The organism is Paenibacillus tritici (assembly GCF_013204885.1).
Lineage (GTDB): Bacteria > Bacillota > Bacilli > Paenibacillales > Paenibacillaceae > Paenibacillus_AQ > Paenibacillus_AQ tritici.
Genome location: NZ_JABMKX010000008.1, coordinates 244,014 through 267,673, shown reverse-complemented (window position 1 = coordinate 267,673; position 23,660 = coordinate 244,014). Strand labels below are relative to the sequence as shown.

The 23,660-nt window shown below is 50.7% G+C and carries 15 protein-coding genes and 1 tRNA gene; 10 read left to right on the top strand and 6 right to left on the bottom strand.

The annotated features are described in order from the left end of the window. Positions 1–42: 42 nt before the first annotated feature. Together HQN87_RS16325 and HQN87_RS16320 are read left to right on the top strand one after the other, a co-directional pair. The gene (locus tag HQN87_RS16325) at positions 43–1,188 is read left to right on the top strand and encodes a response regulator (protein WP_173135458.1); all 1,146 of its coding nucleotides are present in this window, start codon (positions 43–45) and stop codon (positions 1,186–1,188) included. Positions 1,189–1,285: 97 nt separating this feature from the next. Beyond that, positions 1,286–2,008 carry a GntR family transcriptional regulator gene (locus HQN87_RS16320; protein ID WP_173135455.1) on the top strand — a complete coding sequence of 241 codons (723 nt, stop codon included), beginning with the start codon at positions 1,286–1,288 and terminating at the stop codon, positions 2,006–2,008. A 59-nt stretch (positions 2,009–2,067) separates the two neighbouring features. Here HQN87_RS16320 and HQN87_RS16315 read toward each other — a convergent pair whose 3' ends face one another. Next, entirely contained in the window at positions 2,068–3,153 is a 1,086-nt protein-coding gene (locus tag HQN87_RS16315) for a hypothetical protein (RefSeq protein ID WP_173135450.1), read from the bottom strand. 339 nt (positions 3,154–3,492) lie between these two features. On the opposite strand from HQN87_RS16315, the gene HQN87_RS16310 reads away from it, so the two are divergent. Further along, complete coding sequence (locus HQN87_RS16310; protein ID WP_173135447.1) at positions 3,493–5,877, top strand: phosphoketolase family protein; 2,385 nt, start codon at positions 3,493–3,495, stop codon at positions 5,875–5,877. On the opposite strand, the gene HQN87_RS16305 is transcribed toward HQN87_RS16310, so the two are convergent. Both HQN87_RS16305 and HQN87_RS16300 read right to left on the bottom strand, forming a co-directional pair. Beyond that, positions 5,874–6,767, bottom strand: a complete 894-nt coding sequence (locus HQN87_RS16305) for a TIGR03915 family putative DNA repair protein (RefSeq protein ID WP_254075519.1) — start codon at positions 6,765–6,767, stop codon at positions 5,874–5,876. The two genes, HQN87_RS16310 and HQN87_RS16305, sit on opposite strands and share 4 nt — an antisense overlap. After that, the gene (locus HQN87_RS16300) at positions 6,734–8,047 is read right to left on the bottom strand and encodes a putative DNA modification/repair radical SAM protein (RefSeq protein WP_216857335.1); all 1,314 of its coding nucleotides are present in this window, start codon (positions 8,045–8,047) and stop codon (positions 6,734–6,736) included. The genes HQN87_RS16305 and HQN87_RS16300 overlap by 34 nt, the downstream gene beginning before the upstream one ends. Before the next feature lie 193 nt (positions 8,048–8,240). On the opposite strand from HQN87_RS16300, the gene HQN87_RS16295 reads away from it, so the two are divergent. The 3 genes from HQN87_RS16295 (at position 8,241) to HQN87_RS16285 (ending at position 13,098) form a co-directional block, all read left to right on the top strand. Continuing rightward, positions 8,241–8,432 carry a hypothetical protein gene (locus tag HQN87_RS16295; RefSeq protein ID WP_036726332.1) on the top strand — a complete coding sequence of 64 codons (192 nt, stop codon included), beginning with the start codon at positions 8,241–8,243 and terminating at the stop codon, positions 8,430–8,432. Between the two features lie 305 nt (positions 8,433–8,737). Continuing rightward, a complete protein-coding gene (locus tag HQN87_RS16290) occupies positions 8,738–11,524 on the top strand; it encodes a glycoside hydrolase family 3 C-terminal domain-containing protein (protein ID WP_173135441.1) in 2,787 nt (928 codons plus the stop codon). Positions 11,525–11,811: 287 nt separating this feature from the next. Beyond that, positions 11,812–13,098, top strand: a complete 1,287-nt coding sequence (locus HQN87_RS16285) for a glycoside hydrolase family 18 protein (RefSeq protein ID WP_173135438.1) — start codon at positions 11,812–11,814, stop codon at positions 13,096–13,098. Between the two features lie 110 nt (positions 13,099–13,208). Here HQN87_RS16285 and HQN87_RS16280 read toward each other — a convergent pair whose 3' ends face one another. Next, positions 13,209–13,598, bottom strand: coding sequence for a hypothetical protein (locus HQN87_RS16280; RefSeq protein WP_173135435.1), 390 nt, complete (start codon positions 13,596–13,598; stop codon positions 13,209–13,211). A 235-nt stretch (positions 13,599–13,833) separates the two neighbouring features. Here HQN87_RS16280 and HQN87_RS16275 point away from each other — a divergent pair, with 235 nt between their 5' ends. Both HQN87_RS16275 and HQN87_RS16270 read left to right on the top strand, forming a co-directional pair. After that, positions 13,834–17,703 carry an S-layer homology domain-containing protein gene (locus HQN87_RS16275; RefSeq protein ID WP_216857324.1) on the top strand — a complete coding sequence of 1,290 codons (3,870 nt, stop codon included), beginning with the start codon at positions 13,834–13,836 and terminating at the stop codon, positions 17,701–17,703. Positions 17,704–17,829: 126 nt separating this feature from the next. Continuing rightward, the gene (locus HQN87_RS16270; RefSeq protein WP_173135429.1) at positions 17,830–18,735 is read left to right on the top strand and encodes a helix-turn-helix domain-containing protein; all 906 of its coding nucleotides are present in this window, start codon (positions 17,830–17,832) and stop codon (positions 18,733–18,735) included. A 123-nt stretch (positions 18,736–18,858) separates the two neighbouring features. On the opposite strand, the gene HQN87_RS16265 is transcribed toward HQN87_RS16270, so the two are convergent. After that, on the bottom strand, positions 18,859–20,649 hold the full coding sequence (locus tag HQN87_RS16265; protein WP_216857323.1) for a helix-turn-helix domain-containing protein: 1,791 nt from the start codon (positions 20,647–20,649) through the stop codon (positions 18,859–18,861). Positions 20,650–20,890: 241 nt separating this feature from the next. Here HQN87_RS16265 and HQN87_RS16260 point away from each other — a divergent pair. Next, a tRNA-Leu gene (locus HQN87_RS16260) sits at positions 20,891–20,974 on the top strand. 420 nt (positions 20,975–21,394) lie between these two features. On the opposite strand, the gene HQN87_RS16255 is transcribed toward HQN87_RS16260, so the two are convergent. Further along, a complete protein-coding gene (locus HQN87_RS16255; protein ID WP_173135423.1) occupies positions 21,395–22,681 on the bottom strand; it encodes a Gfo/Idh/MocA family protein in 1,287 nt (428 codons plus the stop codon). Between the two features lie 128 nt (positions 22,682–22,809). Here HQN87_RS16255 and HQN87_RS16250 point away from each other — a divergent pair, with 128 nt between their 5' ends. Next, positions 22,810–23,625: a helix-turn-helix domain-containing protein gene (locus HQN87_RS16250; protein WP_367272733.1), complete on the top strand. Its 816-nt coding sequence runs from the start codon at positions 22,810–22,812 to the stop codon at positions 23,623–23,625. Positions 23,626–23,660: the final 35 nt, after the last annotated feature.

Genomic DNA, 23,660 nt, shown 5'->3' with positions numbered 1-23,660 from the left:
ACATACGGTTGTACCGATTTCCCAGTTGTGAAGGAGATCCGAATGAGAGCAATCCTGATTGATGATGAAGAATTAGCGTTGAAATACTTGGAGCACCATCTGCGCAGACTCGGTGATTTTGAAATCATCGGCAAATATACTGATCCTCTGCAAGGCAAACTAAAGGTGGAAGAGACCGATGTCGATGTTGTGTTTCTCGATATCCATATCCCGGAGCTGAACGGGATCGAGCTGGCGGAAATGCTACTCGAACGCAAGCCCCATCTGCAGGTTGTATTCGTAACGGCATATGATAAATATGCCATCAAGGCCTTTGAGCTGAATGCTCTGGATTATGTGCTTAAACCGATTCACATGGATCGTCTGAGGCTAACGGTACGGAGATTGTATGCTCACCGGAGGAATGAGATAGCGGCCTCAACAACGCCGGAGTCAACAAGCTGGAGAATCCTGATGTTAGATGCCTTCCGGATCTATGAAGGAACGCAGGAGTATCATGTTCCGCTTCAATGGAGAACGGCGAAGGCCCAGGAAATCTTTTTCTATCTTCTGCATCACCGTGGAAAAGTGGTCAGTAAAGCCACTTTGATTGAATTACTATGGGCTGATTTTGATCTGAACAAAGCTTACCCGCAGTTATACACTGCTGTATATCATATCCGCAGAATACTGGAGCCCTTTGGCAGAGACCGGATTCTGCTGCAAAACACGGCGGACGGCTATCTGCTGAGGCTGGACGGGGTATACCTCGACGTTGACGAGTTCGACTCCTTCATCAAGGCTGGCCTGGAACTCTCGGAGGATACAGTGTCCGAATATGAACGAATCCTGAAGCTGTTCAAGAGTGAATATCTGGAGGAGTACGATTATGTGTGGGCAGAGCTTGAGAGGCAGCGCTTCCAGCTGCAGTGGATCAGAATGAAGCTGAATCTGGTTCATTGGTATATGGAGAGCGAAGACTTTGAGCAGGCCTTCAAGCACATTGAGCAAGTCTGTACCCGTTATCCGTTAGAGGAACAGGCGCAGTTATTATATTTGAAAATATGCGACCGGATGGGCTTTCATTTTCTGGTGCAAAGGCAGTATACGCTGCTGGAGACGGTGATGGAAGCGGAGCTGTCAGAGAAGCCCAACCCTGAGATCGTCAAATGGTATAAAGGCTGGGATAAGAAACGTCAAAAAGGGTGAATCCGTGGATTCATCCTTTTTGCCCGTTCTATCTTAATTATGATATATTTAATCTTGAATGTCTTTAGTTCTGTTAAGATCGAAGAAGGAGCGCCCCATGACCTCATTTGTCTACAAGCAAATTATTGCTGACCTCAAAATGAAGATCTTTGCAGGCCAGTACGCCGGTATGAAGCTGCCGGATGAGCGCAGTCTTAGCGAGGCTTATCAGGTTAGCCGCAGTACCATTAAGCGCGCGCTGACCAAGATGGAGAGCTCGGGCATTATTTTCAAAAAACGCGGTTCCGGCACCTTCATCAATCCGTTATACATAAAAAACGATTCGATTTTCAATTACGAAGGTTCCAATCTCGGGGTCTCGGACAATTTCCAGATGCACGGCAAGAAGCCGGAGATCAAGGTGCTGAATTTCGAGGTGATCCGGCCCACGGAGGAGCTTCAGCGGGATCTGTTCCTGCAGCCCCATGATTTCGTGTATAAGATCGTACGGTTGCGCCTGTTTGATGGTGAGCCTTTTATGATTGAGACCGGGTACATTCCGATCAAAATCGTGCAAAATCTCGACCAGACGATTATCGAGGGGTCGATTTTTCATTATCTGGAGGAATCGCGCAATCTGGCGGTCACCAAATCCTTTTTGTCTATCTTTGCCGAGCCGTCGTTGCCGAATGATCAGGAGCTGCTGCATCTGAAGGAGAATGAACCCGTGGGGATTATGGAGGGGATCTTCTTCCTGGATAACGGCACTCCGTTTGAATTCTCGCATATGCGCTTCCATTATGAGTATCTCAAGTTCAACACGTTCGTGTCTGTTCATTAACGAAAAAGGCCGGGGAATTTCCCGGTCTTTTTGGGATCTGCATATAATTCAGCTTCGGTTTAGCGAGGGTTTACAGTTTGTTGGGAGTGCTTGAACAGCTCTTTCAGGGCAGCCAGGCTGCTGACTTTACTTATTTCTTCTTTCTTGAGGGTTACTGATTCTGTCTCCGTGTTGGTTTCGTACTTCAAGTGAAGAGCAGTCATGTTAAGCGGCAGCTTAGGGATAAACATAATCACCCTGGTGTAGGCCTCATAAATTTCAGCAAGAGCCTCTTCCCTTTTCTCTGCTGTTATTGTGTGGGCGGACACATAGGCTTCAAAGCTGTTTAGATCATTCCCTGTAAACTTTATTGCGAAATTCCCGCTGAAGTCCGGATATTCTGTATCAAAGGTATAGGCCACCCGATCGGCAATCCCCCGTCCCCCCTGACTTACGATTTTCTGTTTAAGCTCATCTTCACTCAAAGGCCGGAATCCTTTTTTCCAGTGCTCTCCTACTTTAAAATCAAAGCCTGGCAATTCAAGCCGCTGAATAGCTAAGCCTGCATCTTCGGAGGAAACGCCCAGGTCATCTTCAAAACGGAGAAAAAGTTGTTTTAGACGGTGGCTTTCTGCTTCACTGAAGAATGCTTTGGCTTTGGAGGCGATCTCGTCCAGATTCTCCCGGTTCACCGCTACGTAATTTTCATCAGATATCTCCCGGGACGAACGGGTTCCCCGATAAATAGACATAGGAATATCCTGCAGCTCAATGCCAAAATATTTCTTAACCAGAAGAGGATAATACTTATTTTGAGCGGTTTCCTCATAATTGTTGCTGAGCTGTCTCCTAAGCGGAAGACCGCCATCCACATGGCCGTTGGTGCGGCTTACCGTAAATACCAAGCTGCGGTCATTCGCCGGTGATGCCTTAAACACCTGATACCCGTCCTCATTTAATCCTTCTTTAGACACGATAACAAATTCAGATTGATAGGTTGCATTTAAGGCCCGGACAATTCCTTTTTGATAAAAGTATCCGCTTTTGGCAAAGAATAAACCGAACCCTGTCCAAAGGCACAGGCCGATTGCGGCAAGAAGGATAAGTCCTGTAAGGGTTACTTTTACCTTAATACGGGATCGGGAGGGGGTGGATGAAGTTCTCACGAATATCTGATCTCCTTCCTGATAGCAGCTGGGTGATATGCTTATGATGTAAATTTGTAAGTAATTCCAAAATGATACCGTATTCGGAATGGTGATGTCTAGAAGGGAGAGGCTATAGCAGCATTTTCATCGAAAATTTGAATATAATTTATTTACATAAATTATAAAATAAGGGCTATATATAAATTTATTGCTCCCGATTTCATACTATGTTCAAAATTTCACAATATTGGACCGTATCAATTGTTAAAAAGATTGAATTTCTCAAATGCCGATGTATGATGTAACTGTAGAAGTGATACATTCAAAATACAAAGACAAAAATTAGGAGTGGAAGACATGGGATTATTAACCGCACAGGTGGATTATTCTTCTAAAACTTATTTGGCAAAGCTTGACGCTTACTGGCGCGCAACCAATTACATCTCCGTAGGTCAGCTCTATTTGAAGAATAACCCGTTGTTAAGAGAACCATTGAAGGACGCAGACGTAAAAGTAAAGCCGATCGGACACTGGGGAACGATCCCGGGGCAGAACTTTATCTACGCCCACCTGAACCGCGTCATTACTAAATATGATCTGAATATGTTCTATGTGGAGGGTCCCGGACACGGCGGCCAGGTCATGGTCTCGAACTCTTATCTGGACGGAACCTACACCGAAATCTACCCGCAGATCACTCAGGATATTCCTGGACTCACAAAATTATTCAAACAGTTCTCCTTCCCCGGCGGCGTGGCCTCCCATGCTGCTCCTGAAACACCGGGATCGATTCATGAAGGCGGCGAGCTGGGTTACTCCCTGTCACATAGTGTTGGCGCAATTCTGGATAATCCTGATCTGATCTCGGCTGTCGTTGTAGGTGACGGCGAAGCGGAAACCGGTCCTCTGGCTGCTTCATGGTTCTCCAACCGGTTCATCAACCCGATTACAGACGGCGCGGTCCTGCCGATTCTGCATTTGAACGGCTTCAAGATCAGCAACCCTACCATTCTGTCCCGTATGAGCAGAGAAGAGTTAACCGCCTATTTTGCCGGAAATGGCTGGGAGGCCTTCTTCGTGGAAGGCGAGAATCCGGATCTGCTGCACCCGGAAATGGCTAAGGTTCTGGATACCATCATTGAGAGAATCGAAGCGATTCAGAAGAATGCCCGTGACAATAACGACACTACACGCCCTGTATGGCCAATGCTGATCTTCCGTACCCCTAAAGGCTGGACTGGTCCGAAGGCATGGGATGGCGTACCGAATGAAGGCTCCTTCCGTGCCCATCAGGTGCCGATTCCGGTAGACCAGAAGAACATGAAGCATGCACCGGCATTGCTCGAATGGCTGAACAGCTACAGACCTGAAGAATTATTCGATGAGAACGGCCGTTTGAACGCTGATCTGGCGGAGATCCTACCTACCGGCGACAGACGGATGGGGATGAACCCTGTCACTAACGCAGGTAAGCTGATTAAAGATCTGCACAAGCCGAATTTCCGCAATTATGCCCTTGATAATTCCGTTCCGGGTCAAGTGATTGCCCAGGATATGGCGGTACTGGGGAAATACCTGAAAGAGGTGGTCACCCTCAACGAAGAGAACCGTAACTTCAGAATCTTCGGGCCGGATGAAACGATGTCCAACCGTCTGGGACCTGTGTTTGAAGTAACCAAGCGCCAATGGATGGACTCCATCCAGGAGCCTCAGGATGAATTCCTGGCCCCTTACGGCCGTGTCATTGATTCCCAATTGTCCGAGCATCAGGCAGAAGGCCTTCTGGAAGGATATGTACTGACAGGACGCCACGGATTCTTCGCCAGCTATGAAGCCTTCCTGCGCGTGGTGGATTCGATGATTACCCAGCACTTCAAATGGCTGCGCAAGGCTACAGACCAGACCTGGCGTGAAGATATTCCATCCTTGAATGTGATTGCCACATCGACCGTGTTCCAGCAGGATCATAACGGCTATACCCACCAGGACCCGGGTCTGCTGGGTCACCTGGCAGATAAGAAGCCTGAATTCATCCGGGAATATCTGCCGTCCGATGCGAACAGCCTGCTGGCTGTGTTCGACACGATCCTGAATGACCGTCAGAAGATCAACCTGATCGTATCGTCCAAACACCCGCGTCCACAGTGGTTCTCGGCCGATGAAGCTCAGGAGCTGGTGAGCAAAGGCCTCAAAATCATTGACTGGGCCAGCACCGACAAAGGCGGAGAGCCGGATGTTGTCATTGCTTCGTCCGGTACGGAGCCCACGATGGAAAGCCTGGCTGCCATCTCGATCCTCCATGAGAAGCTGCCTGAGCTGAAGATCCGTTATATCAACGTGGTCGATCTGCTGAAGCTGAGAAGCCAGAAGCTTGATCCGCGCGGCTTATCTGACGAGGAGTTTGATCAATTTTTCACAAAGGATAAACCGGTAATCTTCGCATTCCACGGCTATGAAGGCCTGATCAAAGACTTGTTCTTCGACCGCCACAACCATAACCTGCATGTGCATGGCTACCGCGAGAATGGCGATATCACTACACCATTCGATATGCGTGTGCTCAATCAGATGGACCGCTTCGACCTCACGAAGGAAGCCGTACTGAGCTTGCCGGATGCCGGCAACTATCAGGCCATTGCTGACGAGATGGACGCTATGGTGAAGAAGCATCACCAGTACATCCGTGAAGAAGGCATTGATCTGCCAGAGGTTGAGAACTGGGTATGGAAGGCTTTGAACTAATCGTCAGATGCAGGCTGTAATTTCAATATAGTTAGCTCCAATGAGGGAGTGCCCGGAGGGTCATGTAAATGGCCGGGGGCACTCCCTTTGTGTGCAGGAACGCCATTGCTGCCGTTCATCTCGACCATATGCTTCCAGTAGCGTCTCGGCATCAGTGAAGAACGCAAGCGGTCGTTGCGGCGCTCCTTGATTCCGATGGCATGATAAAAGCCTGTCCATAAGCGGCGGTAGGCCTCCTCAGCTTCATCCGGCTCGGGCGGTGTCCATCCGCTTAAAGGGAGAATGGCCTCCCGCCCAGGCTCATGAACCAGCGCCATTCCGTGGGTCTGGTCGTAGATCATGAAGCTCTCCCCCTGGAACCGGTCGCAGAAGTGCTTCTGAATCACAGGAAGGATGTATCCCTGCGGCTCAATGACTGCGGCCATAACCTGGCCGTATACGGAGAAGCGCACAAATCCCGTATAGAGGTGGCCCTCCCGCCGGAGCTGCTGCACGGCCTTCATCAGCGCATTGACGGTGTCATCGGCCAGCATATTCATCACCTTGCGCCCGTGCTGGAAGCCTAGATACAGGAACCTCAGCAGCAGCATTTCCTTATCGGGTTCGCAGGTCCAGAAGCCCATGCGGACCAGCTCCTCGGCTTCAGGACTGATCCGCAGCGGAATGGATTTAAGTACCCGCTCAGCCTTGTCCTTGTCGGTCCCGATCCATTTCGCTTCCAGCAGCAGGCCCTGTTCCCCGCCTTCGGCATGAATTGCAAGCGGAGTCTCCCTCCATACATAACTCTCAAATACACAGCAGAGCAGGCCCTCGAAGCTTCCATCATAGGTGTAAGCCAGTGCGGACGGCTGGAACATCAGGTCTTCGCCCCCTTCTTGAACCCGTCCCATCCCCCGGCTGCCGGGAGAGCCGCCAGGTTGAAGTCGTCAAATAGAGTCAGCTGCTCGTATTGCGGAGGCTGGTTAGGCGCGAGCTGCTGTCCGGACATGAGTGAGCGAAGCAGGGTATGCTCGCTCACCTTCAGTCCTTCCAGCGGCTTGTCCTTGCAGGTGATGAAGAATTGGGCGCGCTTGAGGACAACTCCGAGCTTCTTCAGCGCATGATAATCAAGCGCCCCGGCCCGTCTTGCCTTCACAATCCGCTGGGCACTCCTCACGCCGATGCCGGGTACACGCAGGAGCATCTCATATGGGGCGCGGTTAATCTCAACGGGGAACTGCTCCCGGTGATTGACAGCCCAGCTGCATTTGGGGTCCAGCAGTGGGTTGAAGTTAGGCACCGCTTCGTCCAGCAGTTCACTCGCCTTGAAGCCGTAGAAGCGCAGCAGCCAATCGGCCTGATAGAGCCGGTGTTCACGCAGCAGCGGGGGCTTGGTATCGAGGGAGGGCAGCAGTGAATCCTCGATCACCGGAGTATAGGCGGAGAAGAATACGCGCTTCAAAGCGTATTTGCGGTATAAGCCTTCCGTCAGATTGAGAATCTGGTAATCTGTATCGGGCGAAGCCCCCACGATCATCTGGGTGCTCTGTCCGGCAGGTGCGAACCGGGGAGCGTAGTTATATTTGACGATATCGGAGCGGTTCTCCTTAATCCGGCCCGAGATCAGCCCCATCGGCTTCAGGATGGATACCTTGCTCTTATCGGGAGCGAGCAATCCGAGACTCTCCTGCGAAGGCAGCTCGATGTTAACGCTCATGCGGTCAGCGAGCAGCCCGAGTCTGGACAGCAGTACCTCGTCAGCTCCGGGGATGGCCTTGACATGGATATAGCCGTTGAAATGATAGACATTCCGCAGCAGCTCCAGCGCCGCTATCAACTGCTCGGTCGTATAATCCGGGCTCCGCATAATACCAGAGCTAAGGAATAGTCCTTCTATGTAATTGCGCCGGTAGAACTGCATGGTGATATCCGCGATCTCCTCAGGGGTGAAGGCCGCCCGGCGGATAGAATTGGATTTGCGGTTGATGCAATAGGCACAATCATATACACAACCGTTGGTCATAAGCACCTTCAGCAGTGAGATGCAGCGTCCGTCTGCCGCGAAGCTGTGACAGATGCCCATAGCGGAGGTATTGCCGAGCGCTCCCGCCTGGCTTGCCCGGCTGGAACCGCTTGAAGTGCAGGCCACATCGTATTTCGCTGAAGCGGTTAGAATCTCTAATTTCTCCATGACATCCACGGTCTCAATCCCCCTTATATGAATGCATTATATACCGAACATACGTTCTTGTCAAAATCGTGAAGCGGCAACCATCCCCCGGTAGAATGTATGCGCATTCCTTCTTGTGCTATAATAGGAGGTGATTGTTCTGAGAATGAAGAATCATGGAATTACTGAAAATCGGGTTAGGAGTGTTGCTGAAGTGAGAGGATATAACATATGGCGGCCCATCATGCTGATTGCGGTTGCTCTGCTGACAAGACAGTTAGTGACAAGTATTTGTCTTATGTTTGGCATGTCGCAGGAATCGGCAGGCAGTGTCGCCATGCTGGGTATGATCGTTGCCGCCCTGATCATGTACAACCGCATGATGAAAGGCCGTCGCCGCAGATGAAATAGATAGAAGCTCCGCTGTATCAATCAGGTGGAGCGAATTGTATATGGCAGTGCCTGGAGACGCCCGCACAGGTGTCTTTTTATTATATACAGCCGTTTTTTTATGATACAGATGGGCCTAGACTTTGCTTTCAGGCAAGTGTTACTTGTATATTAAGGCTGGAGCTTTTATTCTTAGAAGGATGTGCTGAACAGATGCGGACCTTAGGTCTCCTTCAAGATACCGTGAATCCTGTAGGGGAAGGCGTGATCTATAGAATCAGCAGCACTCAAGCCCGGAATTTACTAACAGGAGGAAACCAATTGAGTACACAGAATATTGGAGTGCCCTTAGAGGGTTTTGCAGAATTTAGCCGGACGGTAGCCGCGGAAGGTGCGGTATTGCTTAAGAATGAGGGACAGGTGCTTCCGCTGGGTAACGGCGAGAGCGTTGCTGTTTTTGGCAGAATACAAGTGAATTACTACCGCAGCGGTACAGGATCGGGCGGGAGCGTTCACGTTGCATATACGACGAATCTGCTGGATGGACTGCGCAGCAAGAAGAACCTTAGCGTTAATGAAGAGCTGGCTGCAGCTTATGAGGCCTGGATCGGGCTTAACCCGTTCGACGACGGCGGGAAGGTATGGGCCGCTGAACCGTGGAACCAGAAGGAAATGCCGCTAACGGATGAACTGGTGAAGCAGGCAAGAAGCCAGTCAGCCAAGGCGGTTGTGGTCATTGGACGGACTGCGGGCGAGGACCAGGATAATGCCGATACACCGGGCAGCTACCGGTTGACAGAAGATGAGAAGGCTATGCTGACGCAGGTTACCGCTCATTTTGAACAAACGGTTGTGGTGCTCAATGTCTCCAATATTATGGATATGAGCTGGGTGAATGACGCTGCTTATGTGAACCCCATCTCTGCTGTGATCTATTCCTGGCATGGCGGGATGGAGGGCGGCAACGCGATTGCAGATGTACTGTCCGGAGAAGTAACGCCAAGCGGCAAGCTGACGGATACGATTGCGTATTCCATTGAGGATTACCCTTCGACCAGCAACTACGGCAATGAGTTCAAGAACCTGTATGAGGAAGATATCTATGTGGGTTACCGCTATTTCGAGACCTTCTGTCCCGATAAGGTTCAGTATGAATTCGGCTACGGCATCTCCTACACGACCTTCAAGCTGGAGCCGGAGGAAGCGAAGCTGGTGAAGGCGGCAGACGGGGTACAGCTTGAAATCGGTGTAACTGTAACCAACACGGGAACAGCCTATGCCGGTAAAGAAGTGGCGCAGGTGTATTATGAAGCGCCGCAGGGACAACTGGGTAAGCCGGCCAAAGTGCTGGCAGCCTTCGCAAAAACCAAGCTGCTTGAGCCAGGTGAATCCCAGCGGCTGCTGGTGAGCTTCCCGCTCCATTCCATGGCCTCCTATGATGACGCCGGAGTGACCGGGCACCCTTCCGCTTATGTGCTGGAAGCCGGAACCTACCGTTTCTATGCGGGAACCAGTGTTAAAGCTGTGACTGAAGTCGGTGTTGATGGACAAGCCGGGTATATACTGGACGAGCTTGAGGTTGTAGAGCAGCTCCAGGAAGCGATGGCGCCTACCGAAAGCTTCATGAGAATGAAGCCGGGTGCCCGGAAGGCAGACGGTTCTTATGAGCTTAGCTCCTCCGAGGTGCCTACACGCAAGGTGGATCTGGCAGCGCGGATTGAACGCAATCTTCCGCAGACACTGGAACAGACCGGCAATCAGGGGTATACCCTGAGAGATGTGCATGAGGGCAAAGTCAGCATGAGCACATTCATTGCCCAGCTTAGCGACCATGATCTGGCGGCGATCGTCAGAGGCGAAGGCATGAGCAGCCCGCTGGTTACTCCGGGTACGGCTTCGGCGTTCGGGGGAGTGAGCGACAGCCTGTTCAGCTACGGCATTCCGGTTGCAGCTACAGCGGACGGTCCTTCCGGTATCCGTATGGACAGCGGAGAAAAGGCAACCCAGGTATCCATTGGCACCCTGCTGGCCGCGACATGGAATGCAGAGCTGGTGGAAGCACTCTACGTTATGGAAGGCCAGGAATTATTGCGCAACCAGGTAGATGCGCTGCTGGGACCGGGTCTCAATATCCGCCGAAGCCCGCTGAACGGGCGTAACTTTGAATACTTCTCTGAAGATCCGCTGATCTCCGGGATCTTCGCTGCCGCTTGTACACGCGGGATTATGAAGGGCGGCTCCAATGCCACTCTGAAGCATTTTGCCTGCAACAACCAGGAGAAGCACCGCAGTAAGGTCGATGCTGTCGTGTCGGAACGTGCGCTTCGTGAGATTTACCTGAAGGGCTTCGAAATCGCCGTGAAGCAGGGCGGAGCCAATTCGATCATGACCTCCTACAATCCGGTTAACGGACATTGGGCGGCCTCCAATTATGACCTCAATACCACGCTGCTTCGCGGCGAATGGAACTTCCGGGGGATCGTAATGACCGACTGGTGGGCGATTATGAATGATGTGGTGAACGGAGGACCGGCAGACCGTAAGAATACCAACTGGATGGTCCGGGCTCAAAATGATCTGTACATGGTCGTCAGCAATTACGGAGCTGAAGTCAATGCTTATGACGACAATACACTCGCCTCGCTGGAGAATGGTACGCTTACCCGTGGCGAGCTTCAGCGCTCGGCCATCAACATCTGCGAATTCATCATGCAGGCGCCGGTATTCTCCAGAAAGCACGAGATTATAGAATCCGTAGATACCTTCACAGCAGATTCGAGCCTTGTGGCTGAGCAGGTTCAGACACTAAGCGAGAACGGACAGGTAACCCCTGCCAAGTCCGGCCCGACTTATATTCAGGTGGACGAGGCCGGTCAATACCGTATTATTGTCAGCATCATGTCTCCTGAACCTGAGCTTGCCCAAAGCGCCTGCAACCTGACGCTGAATGGACAACCCGTGACCACCATTCAGACGAATGGGACGGAAGGCAGATGGATCAGACAGAAGCTGGTCAAGGTGGAGCTGGAAGCGGGTATGTACGAGATGAAGCTGGACTTCGTTAAGCCCGGCCTGCAAATTGAATGGATTGAATTCAAGCAGGTCTAAGCGCAGAACGGAGCTGTACCACTTATAGCATCAATATAATGTAACCGAATAATTCATAGCACCAGCGACTAGACACCCTCCGGGTGTCTTTTTGCATATGTTGCACACGATAAATGCTCCTTCTGATTCTCGCTGAAACGAATAAACGTCCTTTTAAAGGAGAGCGTAGCCGCTTCTACTTGATATGCCGTGTGCTGTGATGCTGTTTCCGCCTGAATCCGCATACCTGTAAGGCCGCCGAATAAAATAGAGATATAACGGCTACTATGAAGGGATGGCAGGAACGTATGCAAATACATGTGGTGCAGCCGGGCCAGACGCTGTATGGAATTGCAGAGGCCTATGGGGTTAGCACAGATACCATAACTGAGGCGAATCAGCTGTCCGCACCCGGGATGCTGGTGGCAGGGCAGGCACTGGTAATCCCGATTGCCGGGCAGTATTATTGGGTTCAGCAAGGCGACAGCCTATATAGCATCGCCAAGAGATTCGGCCTGAAGGCCAGCGAGGTGGCGGAAGTGAACGGGCTGTCATTGAGCCAGCCGCTGCAAGTCGGATTACGTCTGTACCTTCCTCCGGTGCCCAGGCGGCAGGCGGAAGTGAATGCCTATCTTGAGCCCAGGGGAGAGGAGGTGTCCCAGGCCCTGCAGAATGCTGCCCGTGATGCTGCTCCTGAGCTTACCTATCTCGCACCGTTCAGCTTCCGGATCAAGCGGGATGGGACGCTTGAGGCGCCGCCTCTGGACGGCCTTGCCTCCATTGCGGCAGAGCATCAGGTGACGCTGATGATGGTTGTGACGAATCTGGAGGAGGGCAAGTTCAGCTCGGAGCTGGGGCGTATTATTCTGAATGATCAGGAGGTTCAGGACCGGCTGCTGAAGAATATTATTACGGAAGCGAAGCGGGTGAATTTCCGGGATATCCACTTTGATATGGAGTTCCTCCGGCCGGAGGACCGTGAAGCGTACAATGCTTTTCTGCGCAAAGCGGCAGGCCTCATTCACAAGGAAGGGTTCCTGCTGTCCACTGCCCTGGCTCCTAAGACCAGTGCAACACAGGTTGGGGCCTGGTATACAGCACATGATTACAAGGTTCATGGCGAGGTTACCGATTTCGTCATTATCATGACTTATGAGTGGGGATACAGCGGGGGACCGCCAATGCCTGTCTCGCCTATAGGACCTGTCCGTCAGGTGCTGACGTATGCAGCCAGTGAGATGCCCGCCGGCAAAATCATGATGGGGCAGAACCTGTACGGTTATGATTGGACGCTTCCCTTTGTAGCCGGGGGCCAGTATGCCAAAGCGCTGAGCCCGCAAGCGGCGATTGATCTGGCCAGGAACAGGAATACCGCCATTCAGTATGACTATAGAGCCCAGGCGCCGCATTTTAATTACACAGATGACGAGGGCAAGCAGCATAAGGTATGGTTTGAGGATGCCCGCTCGATCCAGGCCAAGTTCGATTTGATCAAGGAGCTTAATCTACGGGGCATCAGCTATTGGAAGCTTGGCCTGCCTTTTCCGCAGAACTGGCTGCTGCTTGAGGATAACTTCAAGGTGGTCAAAAAATAGACCGGCAGCGTCCTATTGATAGATGGCGGAAAAACCGATTGTAAAGAAAGGGCTGTGCCCTCCCTGAACAGGAGAGTACAGCCCTTTTGGTTTCACTTGCACCTGAAAAGTCAGCCCATTAAGCCCTTGAGACCGCCCAGGAAGGGGCGGATGGACTTAATCATACTGTAGCCCATCTTCATGACAGGCATTGCCTTCTGCACCATTCCGAACATCCCCATGAGCCGTCCCAGACCCCCGGCACCGGCAGCCGCGCCTCCCCCGCCCATGAGCGAGCCGAGTAGAGGCATGAAGCCGGATACCTCTGCTTTTCGCGCAGTGGAGGAGGATTTCCGTTTCGATGGTGGCCCCTTACGCGTGCTTGGTCTGGACAGGATCACCGCCTCCTGGTTCAGGTCTGTGATCCACCCCACGTAGGAACGCCCATTATGCAAAGTGATGCAGACCGGCTGGCCTTTTAGCTGCTGTGCCCGCTTGCGGAGCTTTGTTGCATTTGCCATTCGTCATTCACCTCACTGTTCTATTTACTCTATTTTACTCAGAACCTGGGGGGCGGCTTGTGCGGGTATGGAGTTTTCATAAAATATTTTGAACAACCTCCGGCTAGAGTGAAAATTTTAACAGTGAAAAAAAGGATAAATGGTATATTTGTAGAATTACCATAAAGCACTGGGCTTGGGTATAGACTTTAGTCCCGGTTGTTTTATAAATTCTATTGGGGAGTGACCTAATCTCTTGGCTATCCATCGTTCATTAAGAAATACTTGCTTCATCGTCTTATTATTTGTTCTTCTACCCTTTACACGGAGTTACGCCGATGCCGGGCAAATGGCAGACATCAAAGGACACTGGGCGGAATCCGATATTCAGCAGTGGCTGGATCAAGGACTCATTACCGGCTATCCCGATCATACCTTCCGGCCGGGGGCTGAAGTATCCAGAGGTGAATTTGTAGCTCTTGTGAACAGAGCGTTTAAGTATTCGGATACGAAGGCTATCAGCTTCAAGGATCTGAAGCCGGCGAATTTTGCGTACATAGAAGTGCAGAAGGCTATCGCTCAAGGATATATCAGCGGCTTCAGCGACAATACCTTCCGTCCTGACAAGCCAATCACAAGACAGGAAACTGCAGTTATCTTATCCAGAATATTAGGCTTTGACAGTAAAGGGGCAACGGTCTCCGTCTCTGCCCAGGACGCGAATCTTATCCCTGCCTGGAGCAGACCCGCCGCCCAGTATCTTCTGGATCAGGGGATTATGAGCAAGAATTCGGATGGAAACTTCCAACCGCAGCGCAATATGACCCGTGCCGAGACTGTAGTGGTCATTAAGAAGGCGCTGTCTCTGAGTACAGTGGTCTATGATCAGGCAGGTGCATTTGGAGATTCCGCAGTTAGCACAGTACAGCATAATGTGAGAATAACAGCTTCCAATGTTACGCTCCGCAATATGCATATCCGGGGTGACCTCGTCATTGCTAAAGAGGTGGCAGAGGGGGATGCCTTCCTGGAACAAGTTCAAGTAGACGGTGTAACACGTATTGAAGGCGGAGGCAGCAACAGTATTCATATCCGCAACAGCAAACTAAACACAGTATCTGTGAATAGGCTGAATAATGCGGTGAGAGTTGTAGCTGAGGGTACAAGCGCTGTGCAGGACGTACAGATTCTATCCAGCGCGGTTATTGAAGAGAAGGATCTTTCCGGCGACGGTTTTGTGAATGTAACCGTGCTTCCTAATGCCCAGACATCGTCATCAGAGCGGACAGTGGTGCTTGCCGGAGACTTTAAGAAGGTTTCTGTAGGCGGCAGCCTCAAAGAGTTCAATGTTCGCTCAGGCAGCGTAGCTAATTTGCTCATCCAAGAGAATCTGGTGATTCCTACTCTGAATTTCAGCAAGAATGTTGTTATTGATCAGCTGGAAATGAAGAGTAAGCTGAAGATTTCCGGCGAAGGCCAAGTCAAAGGCATTGTATTGTCGGAAGGCATACCGGACCCTAAGCTGCCAAAAGAACAACAGCCTGTTGCACCTGTAACTGGCGGCGGGGGTGGAGGCTCCTCTAACCCTGGCCCAGGCGGCGGTAGTGGCGGTGGTTCTCCTGATCCGGGTACTGATGGTGGGAACGGGTCTACTCCTGTACCGGCGCTATCTGTAACCGGAATTACTGCTGCAAACGGCATGGTAGAAGTCCAATTTAACCGGAACCTGGACAGTCTACCGGATGCTGCTGATTTCGCAATTCTCGAACAGGTTAATCGTGGCGAGTTTCATAAGGTAGAGGTTACTCTCGTTACGCTGCTTGATAATAAAGCAACAGTTCAACTTACAATTCCTTCGATAGCGAATAGCGAGGCTGAGCAACTGGCGGTATACTCCTTGTCGTATAAGAGCGGTAGCCCTGTATTATCCGAAGCGATTACAGTGCCCAAAGCTAACGTAAGCGTAACTGGACGTTTGTTTGTTCAGCCTTATACGGAGAATAAGCCGCTTCCTGCTTACAACCTTCATATCTATCTAAGAGGAGCGAGGGATACACAGGGGTCTTTTATGGCTATCGTTGCTAAGGGCGGCGAGTTTGCTTTTGATAATGTGGTGCCGGGGACTTATGTTGTACTTATCCCTATCTCGCCGTACACTTATTATACAGATGAATTTACTGTGAAAGCAGGCGAAAATCTGGTTCTGCCGGACCTCACAGTTATACAGAAGCTGCCTGAAGCTGAGGTTGATCCAATTACTTATACAGATATGGCTTACATTAGAGGCAGTGTCAAAAGTTTGGGTGTGCCCTTTAATGTTAAGATTGAACTTCAAAACGGAAAGCAACTGAATACCCTTAGCGGTAAATATGATACATTCTTTGGCATTGATTTATATTACTACAATCCTGACCTGCAGCTTAAGGAAAATGATAAACTTTTTGTAACTCTATACACGGATCGCGGCTGGACCAGTCAGCGGTTTGAGGTAAAAGTAGTCGAACGACCGCAGACTAAGGCGCCTGTAGTGACCAGCGTGGTGTACGAGGATACTAGAAGAATTAAAGGCACTATAGAAGATTCATCCGCAGAAATTACAATAACCCGGGAAGATGGAACGATTGTTGGGAAATCTAGCAGCTATGGCAATATGTTTGACCTCTTCTTGTGGAATACCGCACCCTTACCTGCTGGTGAGAAGCTGAAGGTCTATGCTCAGGCGCAAGGCAAAAGAAAAAGCCAGCCTTCCTCCGTTACTGTCATAGTACCTACTGCTGTAACAGCAACACCGGTTGTAACGGAAACTGTCTACGAGAATGATTGGGCAATCTACGGCACGGCTGAAGGAGAATCCACCATTGTTGTTAAACGTGCAGACGGAGCTATTCTCGGCGAGGAAAAGATCAGCTATCAAGGACACGACTTAAAATATTCGGTCCCTTTAAATCCGCGTCCTGTTGTAGGGGAGACTCTATATATTACCGCCAAGGGCTATGAGAAACTCATTAGTAAGCCTGTTCCGGTCGTAGTAGTCAGCAGACCAGTTACACCTACTCCTACAGTGGTTGGTGTGGTGTATAGTGATGATACGGAGTTTAGAGCTTTTGTACAGTATAAGTATGATATAAACATAACTCTCAAAGATATGAATGGTGAAGTTATTGATAGTGTTCCCACGTTTAATGGTACAGCTCTATTTTGGAATGTGAAACTCACTGGTGATACACAATACCAAATTACAGCGGAAGCACCATTACTAAAAGAGAGTAAGCCCTCCATCTTCACGGTAATAGCTCCAACCGTAGCGACTTCTGTGCCAAGAGTTACATCTTCAGTTTATGCATATAATGAAACCACATTTAATGGAATAGCAGAGCCTTTTGCTAAAGTCTATTTATATTTTGATGATGGTACCCTGCTACATGAGTCTCAAGCAAATAGTCAGGGAGAATTCTATATGTATATGCCGTCTTTTCCTAATCGTCTTGTACTTCCTGGTGATAAGCTGATCATTAGAGCTGATGCCAGAGGGAAGCTAATAAGTGATGCTGTTGAAGTTACGGCGGTGGAACTTACAGATAAGTCTAGCCAACCTATACTAAATAACAATATAGTGTATGGGTATACAACACAGTTAAATGGTAGTGCTGCTAAAAGTACCGTCATTGAGGTATTTTACGAAAATGGCCGTCCAGTCTATGTAGGATCCTATTCAGACAAGAACACAGGATATTGGCAATCTGGGATATGGTCTACTTATTTGCATGGCGGGGATCGGATCTATGTTATTGCCACTGAAGAAGGAAAGCTGCCAAGCGACCCTTTATATATTACAATAGAACCCTCCACTAAAGCCGATACACCTGGAGTGGCTGGTATTGTCAATGCAGGAGACGCAACAATTCAAGGAACATACTCTGGAGCAGTGAAGAGTAATGGTGTCTATACAACAATCTTTTTAATGAATGAGAATAATGAAGTCTATGATTCAGAGAGCGTGCAAAGTGACGGTTCATTCTCTTTTAAGACATATTTCCATCCCCTTGTATCTGGACAGATTATTAGAATGTTTGCCAAAGAGGGCTATAAGGAAGCCAGTGAGTTATTAACATTTACAGTAAATTAGATCAAATAGAATCAAAAAGGACACCTGCGGGTGTCCTTTTTGATAGATCGTTTACACAGTGCAACTCAAGTCATATCTACTCTCTAGGCCTCTGCTAAGATCAGTAATGAAAGGAGGAGGACAACAATGTACGAATGGAATGAGATGGTCCAGCGCATGATTGACTGGGTGGAAGAGGACCTTGCGGCTTCGCCAACGCTGCTGGAGATGTCTGAGCAGCTGGGGTATTCGCCGTATTACTGCACCCGGCAATTTCATGTGCTGACCGGAATGACACTGCGGGACTATGTCTGGCAGCGCCGGATTGGCCGGGCTGCGCTGGAGCTTAGGGACACGGATACGCGCATTCTGGATATTGCCGTGAAGTTCGGCTTTTCCTCGCAGGAAGCCTTCTCGCGGGCTTTTCTCAGAGCCTTCAGGCTTACTCCCCATGCTTACCGCAAAGCCCCGCAGCCGATTCCGCTGGCTATTCGCGCCGAGGTGTTCTCTCCTTATCATTATCTGATCAGGGAGCGGGATAGAATGAGACAGGTGCATTTGCAGGAAGCGGAGATTAAGCTTGAGTTGATACCGGCGCATAAGTTTATCGGCATCCGAGATATCGGCTCTAACAATTACGGAGGATTCTGGAAGAATGGGCATGACTGCGATGAGGTCTCCGGAACTCTGGAGAGCATGTCGCATTATACGCTGCCCGGGCAACTGGGTCAGACGGCAGGCTGGTTCTATCAGGACGGGCGCAAAGGCTACCTGTATGGTATCCTTGTCGCGGCTGATTACGACGGGGCGGTTCCGGAGGGTATGGAATGTTGGGATATTCAGGAATCTGAATATCTGGTCTTTTTCCACCCGCCCTTTGATTACTTGCAGGATAATGGTCAGGTGATGCAGATTGTGGAGGAAGTGGCCTGGAATTATGATCCCGCGGTTATGGGCTATGTGTGGGATGAGGAGGATAAGCAGGATTATCAGCGGCATTTCCCCGAGGGTTATGGGTATGCGGTTCTGCGGCCGGTCCGTAAATTAGATTAACTTCAGACAGCAGGCTGGCTTAAGCAAAAGCGTCCAGCGCTTCTGCTTAAGCTTCTGCATGTTGCACAAGAATGCTCCGTCAGGCCAAACCCGGCACTAGAGCCGTTGAACAACAATGCTCTATTAAGTTAGGCTCAGCACCGTTTGTGCAAGAGTATCTCCCTGATGCTCCAGCGAAGCAACCTTCGCCAGCAGCTCCGCCTGCTGCTCACGCTGCCGGGTAGTCCAGCTGTGACTGGGTGAAGTACCTGTCTTCTTAATGACAGCAGGGTCGGGCAACTCCTCATAACAGGTTTCCAGCAGCTCAGCCATCTCCCCATACAGCTCAGCCATCTCAGACAAGGCAGCCTGTTGGCGCGGGTCATTCACCAGCGGCAGGGATTCATGCAAATAGGCCGCGGCACTCCGGCGGGCATCTGTCAGTGCCATCATGCAGAAGTGATTGACGGATAACCTGCGGCTGAAGGCCTCCTCGTCTGCTGCGGCGTACCAATGATAGTCCAGCAGTCCCGCTGCCCACATCTCCAGCGCTTTGTAGCCTGATGCATAAGAACTGTTGGCTGCGGCCTCACTTTGCATGGATGCCAGCTTAATACGGAGTGAAGCGTACAGATTCTCCAGCGTAGATGGAGCCTCAGACTGATCGCCAAGGCGGATTATCCGATAAGGCCAATGGTCCACGTAGAGGTGCCCTTTGCTTACCTTCATATGCGCTTGGAACTCAGGATCAGCTTCAAGCTCGCCGAAGGTCTCATCGTCAAAATAACTGCGGCACAACAGCACATTTCCCGCCTCCAGATATCCTGTGATGACTCCCCACTCCGGCGCTACTCTGAGGTTAATCGCGATTGGCAGTCTGCCTTGGCGGATATCCTCCAGAATTGCCAGCTTCTCGGCTGCGCGCTGCTGCGGGCCCAGCCGGTTAGCCCGGCTGGCGCTTATTCCATAAGCCTTACAGACTGGTATGGAATAATCATAGACGACCAAGGCATCCGCAGAGCTGTAATCCCACACCGGTTCAAAAGCCACTCTCCAGCAGGCTCCTGAATAACCCATCACCTGATCATAACTTGTCTCTATTCCTCTGGCTGCAAGGGAAAGAGCCATCGCCCCTGCCCAGGAGCAATCCTGATTCCGGCCGAAGGCCAGCCGCGGGGTTCCTTCCAGAATGCATTGCTGCTGAGAGGAATTAATCCGGTAGAGACAGCTTCGGTCTGGACTGTAGTGAATCTGTTCGCCTTCTGCACAGCTTACGGCATGAATGCCTTCTGCATTCAGGTAGACTAATAGCAGGTAGTCATTGCCTTCACTATTGATCAGACTGGGAAATAGCTCATGTGAGGCGGTGAAATGAGTCCAACGAAAATGCTCATAATGCTTCATTTTGGCGGTAACGCTGCGGTTGGCCTGTTCGTTACCGTAATTTGCCGCAATAATCTGCAGCTCATTGCCGCCGGAGGTATAACCGTCCGAATGGACGTCTATCGTAAGTAACTGGTCCTTCAGCACATAAGTCGAATAAATGCCAGCAGGTGTCTCATACGTAACGAGCAGCAGCTTCAGGCAGCCGTCCGTCCACGAGTGGGGGAAGAGGGGCTCCCCGGCGACTAAGCTTAAGCGGTCTGAGGCAACAAACGGGTTCACCAGATGGGTAACATCCAGCTGTTGCTGGCCGTCCGTGCAGATTGCAGAGAGCACCACAAGCTCCTGGGGCAGCAGAATGCTGTCAATCGGGTGGTTTAATGCAGTGGAGAGTAGCGGGAGAGTCGCTGTCTCCGGCAGTGACTTGCCGGTCTCCCATTTGGATATCGCCTGAGCGCTGACATGGAGCTGTTCTGCTAATTGTTCCTGGGATAAGCCTTTAGCTTTCCGGAGAGAGGAAATCCGTTTACCCACTTTGTCGCTACTGATCATGCTTAGTCCAACTCCCATAATGAATTCCGACGTCGTAAGTCTATTATATTCCATGCATGCGAAATAACCATTTACTGGAGTAGGGTAGGGGGCATAGAACAAACAACTACAGGTTGATACGCTATGCTACTTAGCCCCCATGCTTCTACATTCTTTCTTAGCACAAAAAAATAAAAAAACTCTTGTTCTTCCGAAAGATTCGTGATATATTACTTCTTGCGTTGCATTATATATTTTCTTTGCGGTCATGGCGGAATTGGCAGACGCGCTGGCTTCAGGTGCCAGTGATAGCAATATCGTGGAGGTTCGAGTCCTCTTGACCGCATACAGGTTTTACACTTGATGCAAGCGAAAGCTCTTCTAACTGAAGAGCTTTTTTTTATAAGCTTTTGCCCGGAGTTAGTTGGAAATCCTCCACTTGCTTATGCCCGGAGCAGTCTTTTCCAGGCAGCAATTGGAATAACAGCACTTAATCGACTGCAAATCAATCAGAGTAGAGGGAATGCATGAAATTAAATAACGTTTTTCCAATTAATATTCTTAAAGGCAGCGAAACATCCGAATTAAGATACGTTTATCCAATTGCTAACTATGATATTGTTCGGTAATGCGCAAGTTCACCGCAACACACGAAAGAGATGCGTCATACGCCAGCTACAATACAAAAGAACCCCTCTCCCCACACTCAAGTGGGTAAGGGGTTCTTCTGTCTACTCTCTGCCAAGGGGAAAGGCAAGACGCCTGACTACCCCTTCCAGAGTTCGTCCACCCTCACGGGCAGGCCGGTCTTCATGGAGCGGTTGGCGGCGATGCCGGTCATGATCGACATAGCGCCGTCCTTGTGCGAGGCTGCACGATTGAAGCGGTCTTCCTGCTTTTTGTCAAAAATATCGCTGAGCAGCACCGGGTCACCGCCGCCATGTCCGCCGCTGCTGCTCTCGAACTCGACGCGGTAAGGCTCCTTGAAGTGCGGGTAGATCATCATGCTGACGCCTTGCAGTGCGCCCTCGCTTTCTTTGCTTCCGCCCGAATTGACATAGGATTGCTCGGTGATGCGGACCTCCATGCGCCCCTGCGTGCCATTGAAGACGATGATGAAGCCTTCCCACGGCATATAGGCGTTAAGCGAATAGTTCATGACGGTCTTATTCTTATATTTGACCATTACGCTCATGGTGTCTTCGATGCTGATATTGTCCCCGAACACACTCTGGTCGCGCTGATACCCGTCTTCATGCTCGGCATCCAGGTACATGCTCTTCAGGTGTTCATTGCGGTCCAGATGGAGCGCGAAGGGATCGTTCTCGGCAGTCTTGCTGCCGTAGGCACGCTGGTAGAACTCCGTGATGCCGCGCTTCTCGGCATTCTCCCTGCCGTAGAAGCGCAGATCGCCCATGGCGAACACTGTATCCGGCTGCGAAGCCAGCCAGAAGTTCATCAGGTCGAAGTGATGCGTCGATTTGTGCACCAAAAGGCCGCCGCTGTTCCGCTTGTCACGGTGCCATCTGCGGAAGTAATCTGCTCCATGCTGGGTATTCAGCAGCCATTCGAAGTTGACGGACAGGATCTCACCCAGCACGCCGTCCATAATGACCTCGCGGATCTTCGTATTATGCGGCGCATAGCGATAGTTGAAAGTTACTCGTAGATTCTTGCCGGTACGCTCAATAGCGTCGAAGATCTCCTGGCATTTCTCCTCGTCGATGGTCATCGGCTTCTCGGAAATAACATCACAGCCCAGCTCCATTGCGCGGATAATATACTTGTGGTGGGTACGGTCAATCGTAGTCACCAGCACGAAGTCGGGCCGCGTCTCGGTAATCATGCGGTCGAAATCCTCGGCTTTGTAGGTAGGCACCTCATGGTAATTGTATTTGCCGGTAAGCATATGATTAGCGAAATTCATCCGCGTCTGATTCACATCACAGAAGGCCACCAGCTCGGACGTTTCATTGTAAACGGTAACAAGAGCGCCATAGAAAAATTCAGCCCGGCCACCGGTGCCGACGAGTGCATATTTCTTTTTGGACAAGGGGATCACTCCATTTACTTGGATTTGATTCTATTTTATAGTATAGGAAATGCAGAAAGTGAACGGTATTTAGTCAATTTCCCTCCAAAGTGTGCGTATATTATCCTGGCAAGGGGCGTGATGGTAGGGTGGAACCTATATTCCAGATTGAGCAGTTGAAGCGCAAAGGGCCATTCAATATGGACATCGACCATTTCCATGATTTCTATGAAATATACTATCTGCTGTCCGGGGAACGGCATTACTATATCCGCAACCGCATGTATGCGCTGGAGGCTGGTGACCTCGTCTTTATTAACAAAAACCATCTCCACCGCACAGCGGGCGGTAACCATCAGCCGCATGAGCGGGTCCTGGTGAGCTTCGACGATTCCTATGTTGCGCCGGTGGCTCCCGGCCCGGGATGGATGAATGTGTTCGGGGGAGAGAGCTTCCTGCTGCGGCCTACGGCGCATGAACAGGGAAGGATCGCCGATCTGCTCCAGGCCATGCTGGGAGAACAGAAGGAGGACAAGCTGTGGGGCGCTGAATATACAAGGACGCTGCTGCTGCAACTGCTGATTCAACTGGAACGGATACGCAAGGCGAAACCTGCGCTGGTCTCCCCCGAACAGAGCGAGGGACAGCGCCGGGTGTACGGCATTATTGAATATCTGGATACCCACTACGGGGAGAAGCTGAGCCTGGGCGGAATTGCCGAGCAGTTCTTCATCAGCTCCACGTATCTGTGCCGGATCTTCAAGCAGACGACGGGGTTCACGATTATCGAGTATCTGAATTATGTCCGCATCCGCGAGACGCAGACGCTGCTTACGCAGACGGATTGGCCGATGACCCGGGTCGCCGCCGAGACAGGCTTCGAGAGCATCGCCCATTTCGGGCGGTTGTTCAAGGGGGTTACCGGACGTTCTCCGCTGCAGTACCGCAAGCAGCATAGAGAGTAACTGGAGTATGGGATTATTTTGAAAGTGTATGTTAA

Coding starts and splice junctions, on each gene's coding strand:
- HQN87_RS16325 (WP_173135458.1), top strand. CDS start 43: ATGAGAGCAATCCTGATTGATGATGAAGAATTAGCGTTGAAATACTTG.
- HQN87_RS16320 (WP_173135455.1), top strand. CDS start 1,286: ATGACCTCATTTGTCTACAAGCAAATTATTGCTGACCTCAAAATGAAG.
- HQN87_RS16310 (WP_173135447.1), top strand. CDS start 3,493: ATGGGATTATTAACCGCACAGGTGGATTATTCTTCTAAAACTTATTTG.
- HQN87_RS16305 (WP_254075519.1), bottom strand. CDS start 6,767: ATGGGACGGGTTCAAGAAGGGGGCGAAGACCTGATGTTCCAGCCGTCC.
- HQN87_RS16300 (WP_216857335.1), bottom strand. CDS start 8,047: ATGGAGAAATTAGAGATTCTAACCGCTTCAGCGAAATACGATGTGGCC.
- HQN87_RS16285 (WP_173135438.1), top strand. CDS start 11,812: ATGCAAATACATGTGGTGCAGCCGGGCCAGACGCTGTATGGAATTGCA.
- HQN87_RS16280 (WP_173135435.1), bottom strand. CDS start 13,598: ATGGCAAATGCAACAAAGCTCCGCAAGCGGGCACAGCAGCTAAAAGGC.
- HQN87_RS16270 (WP_173135429.1), top strand. CDS start 17,830: ATGTACGAATGGAATGAGATGGTCCAGCGCATGATTGACTGGGTGGAA.
- HQN87_RS16265 (WP_216857323.1), bottom strand. CDS start 20,649: ATGATCAGTAGCGACAAAGTGGGTAAACGGATTTCCTCTCTCCGGAAA.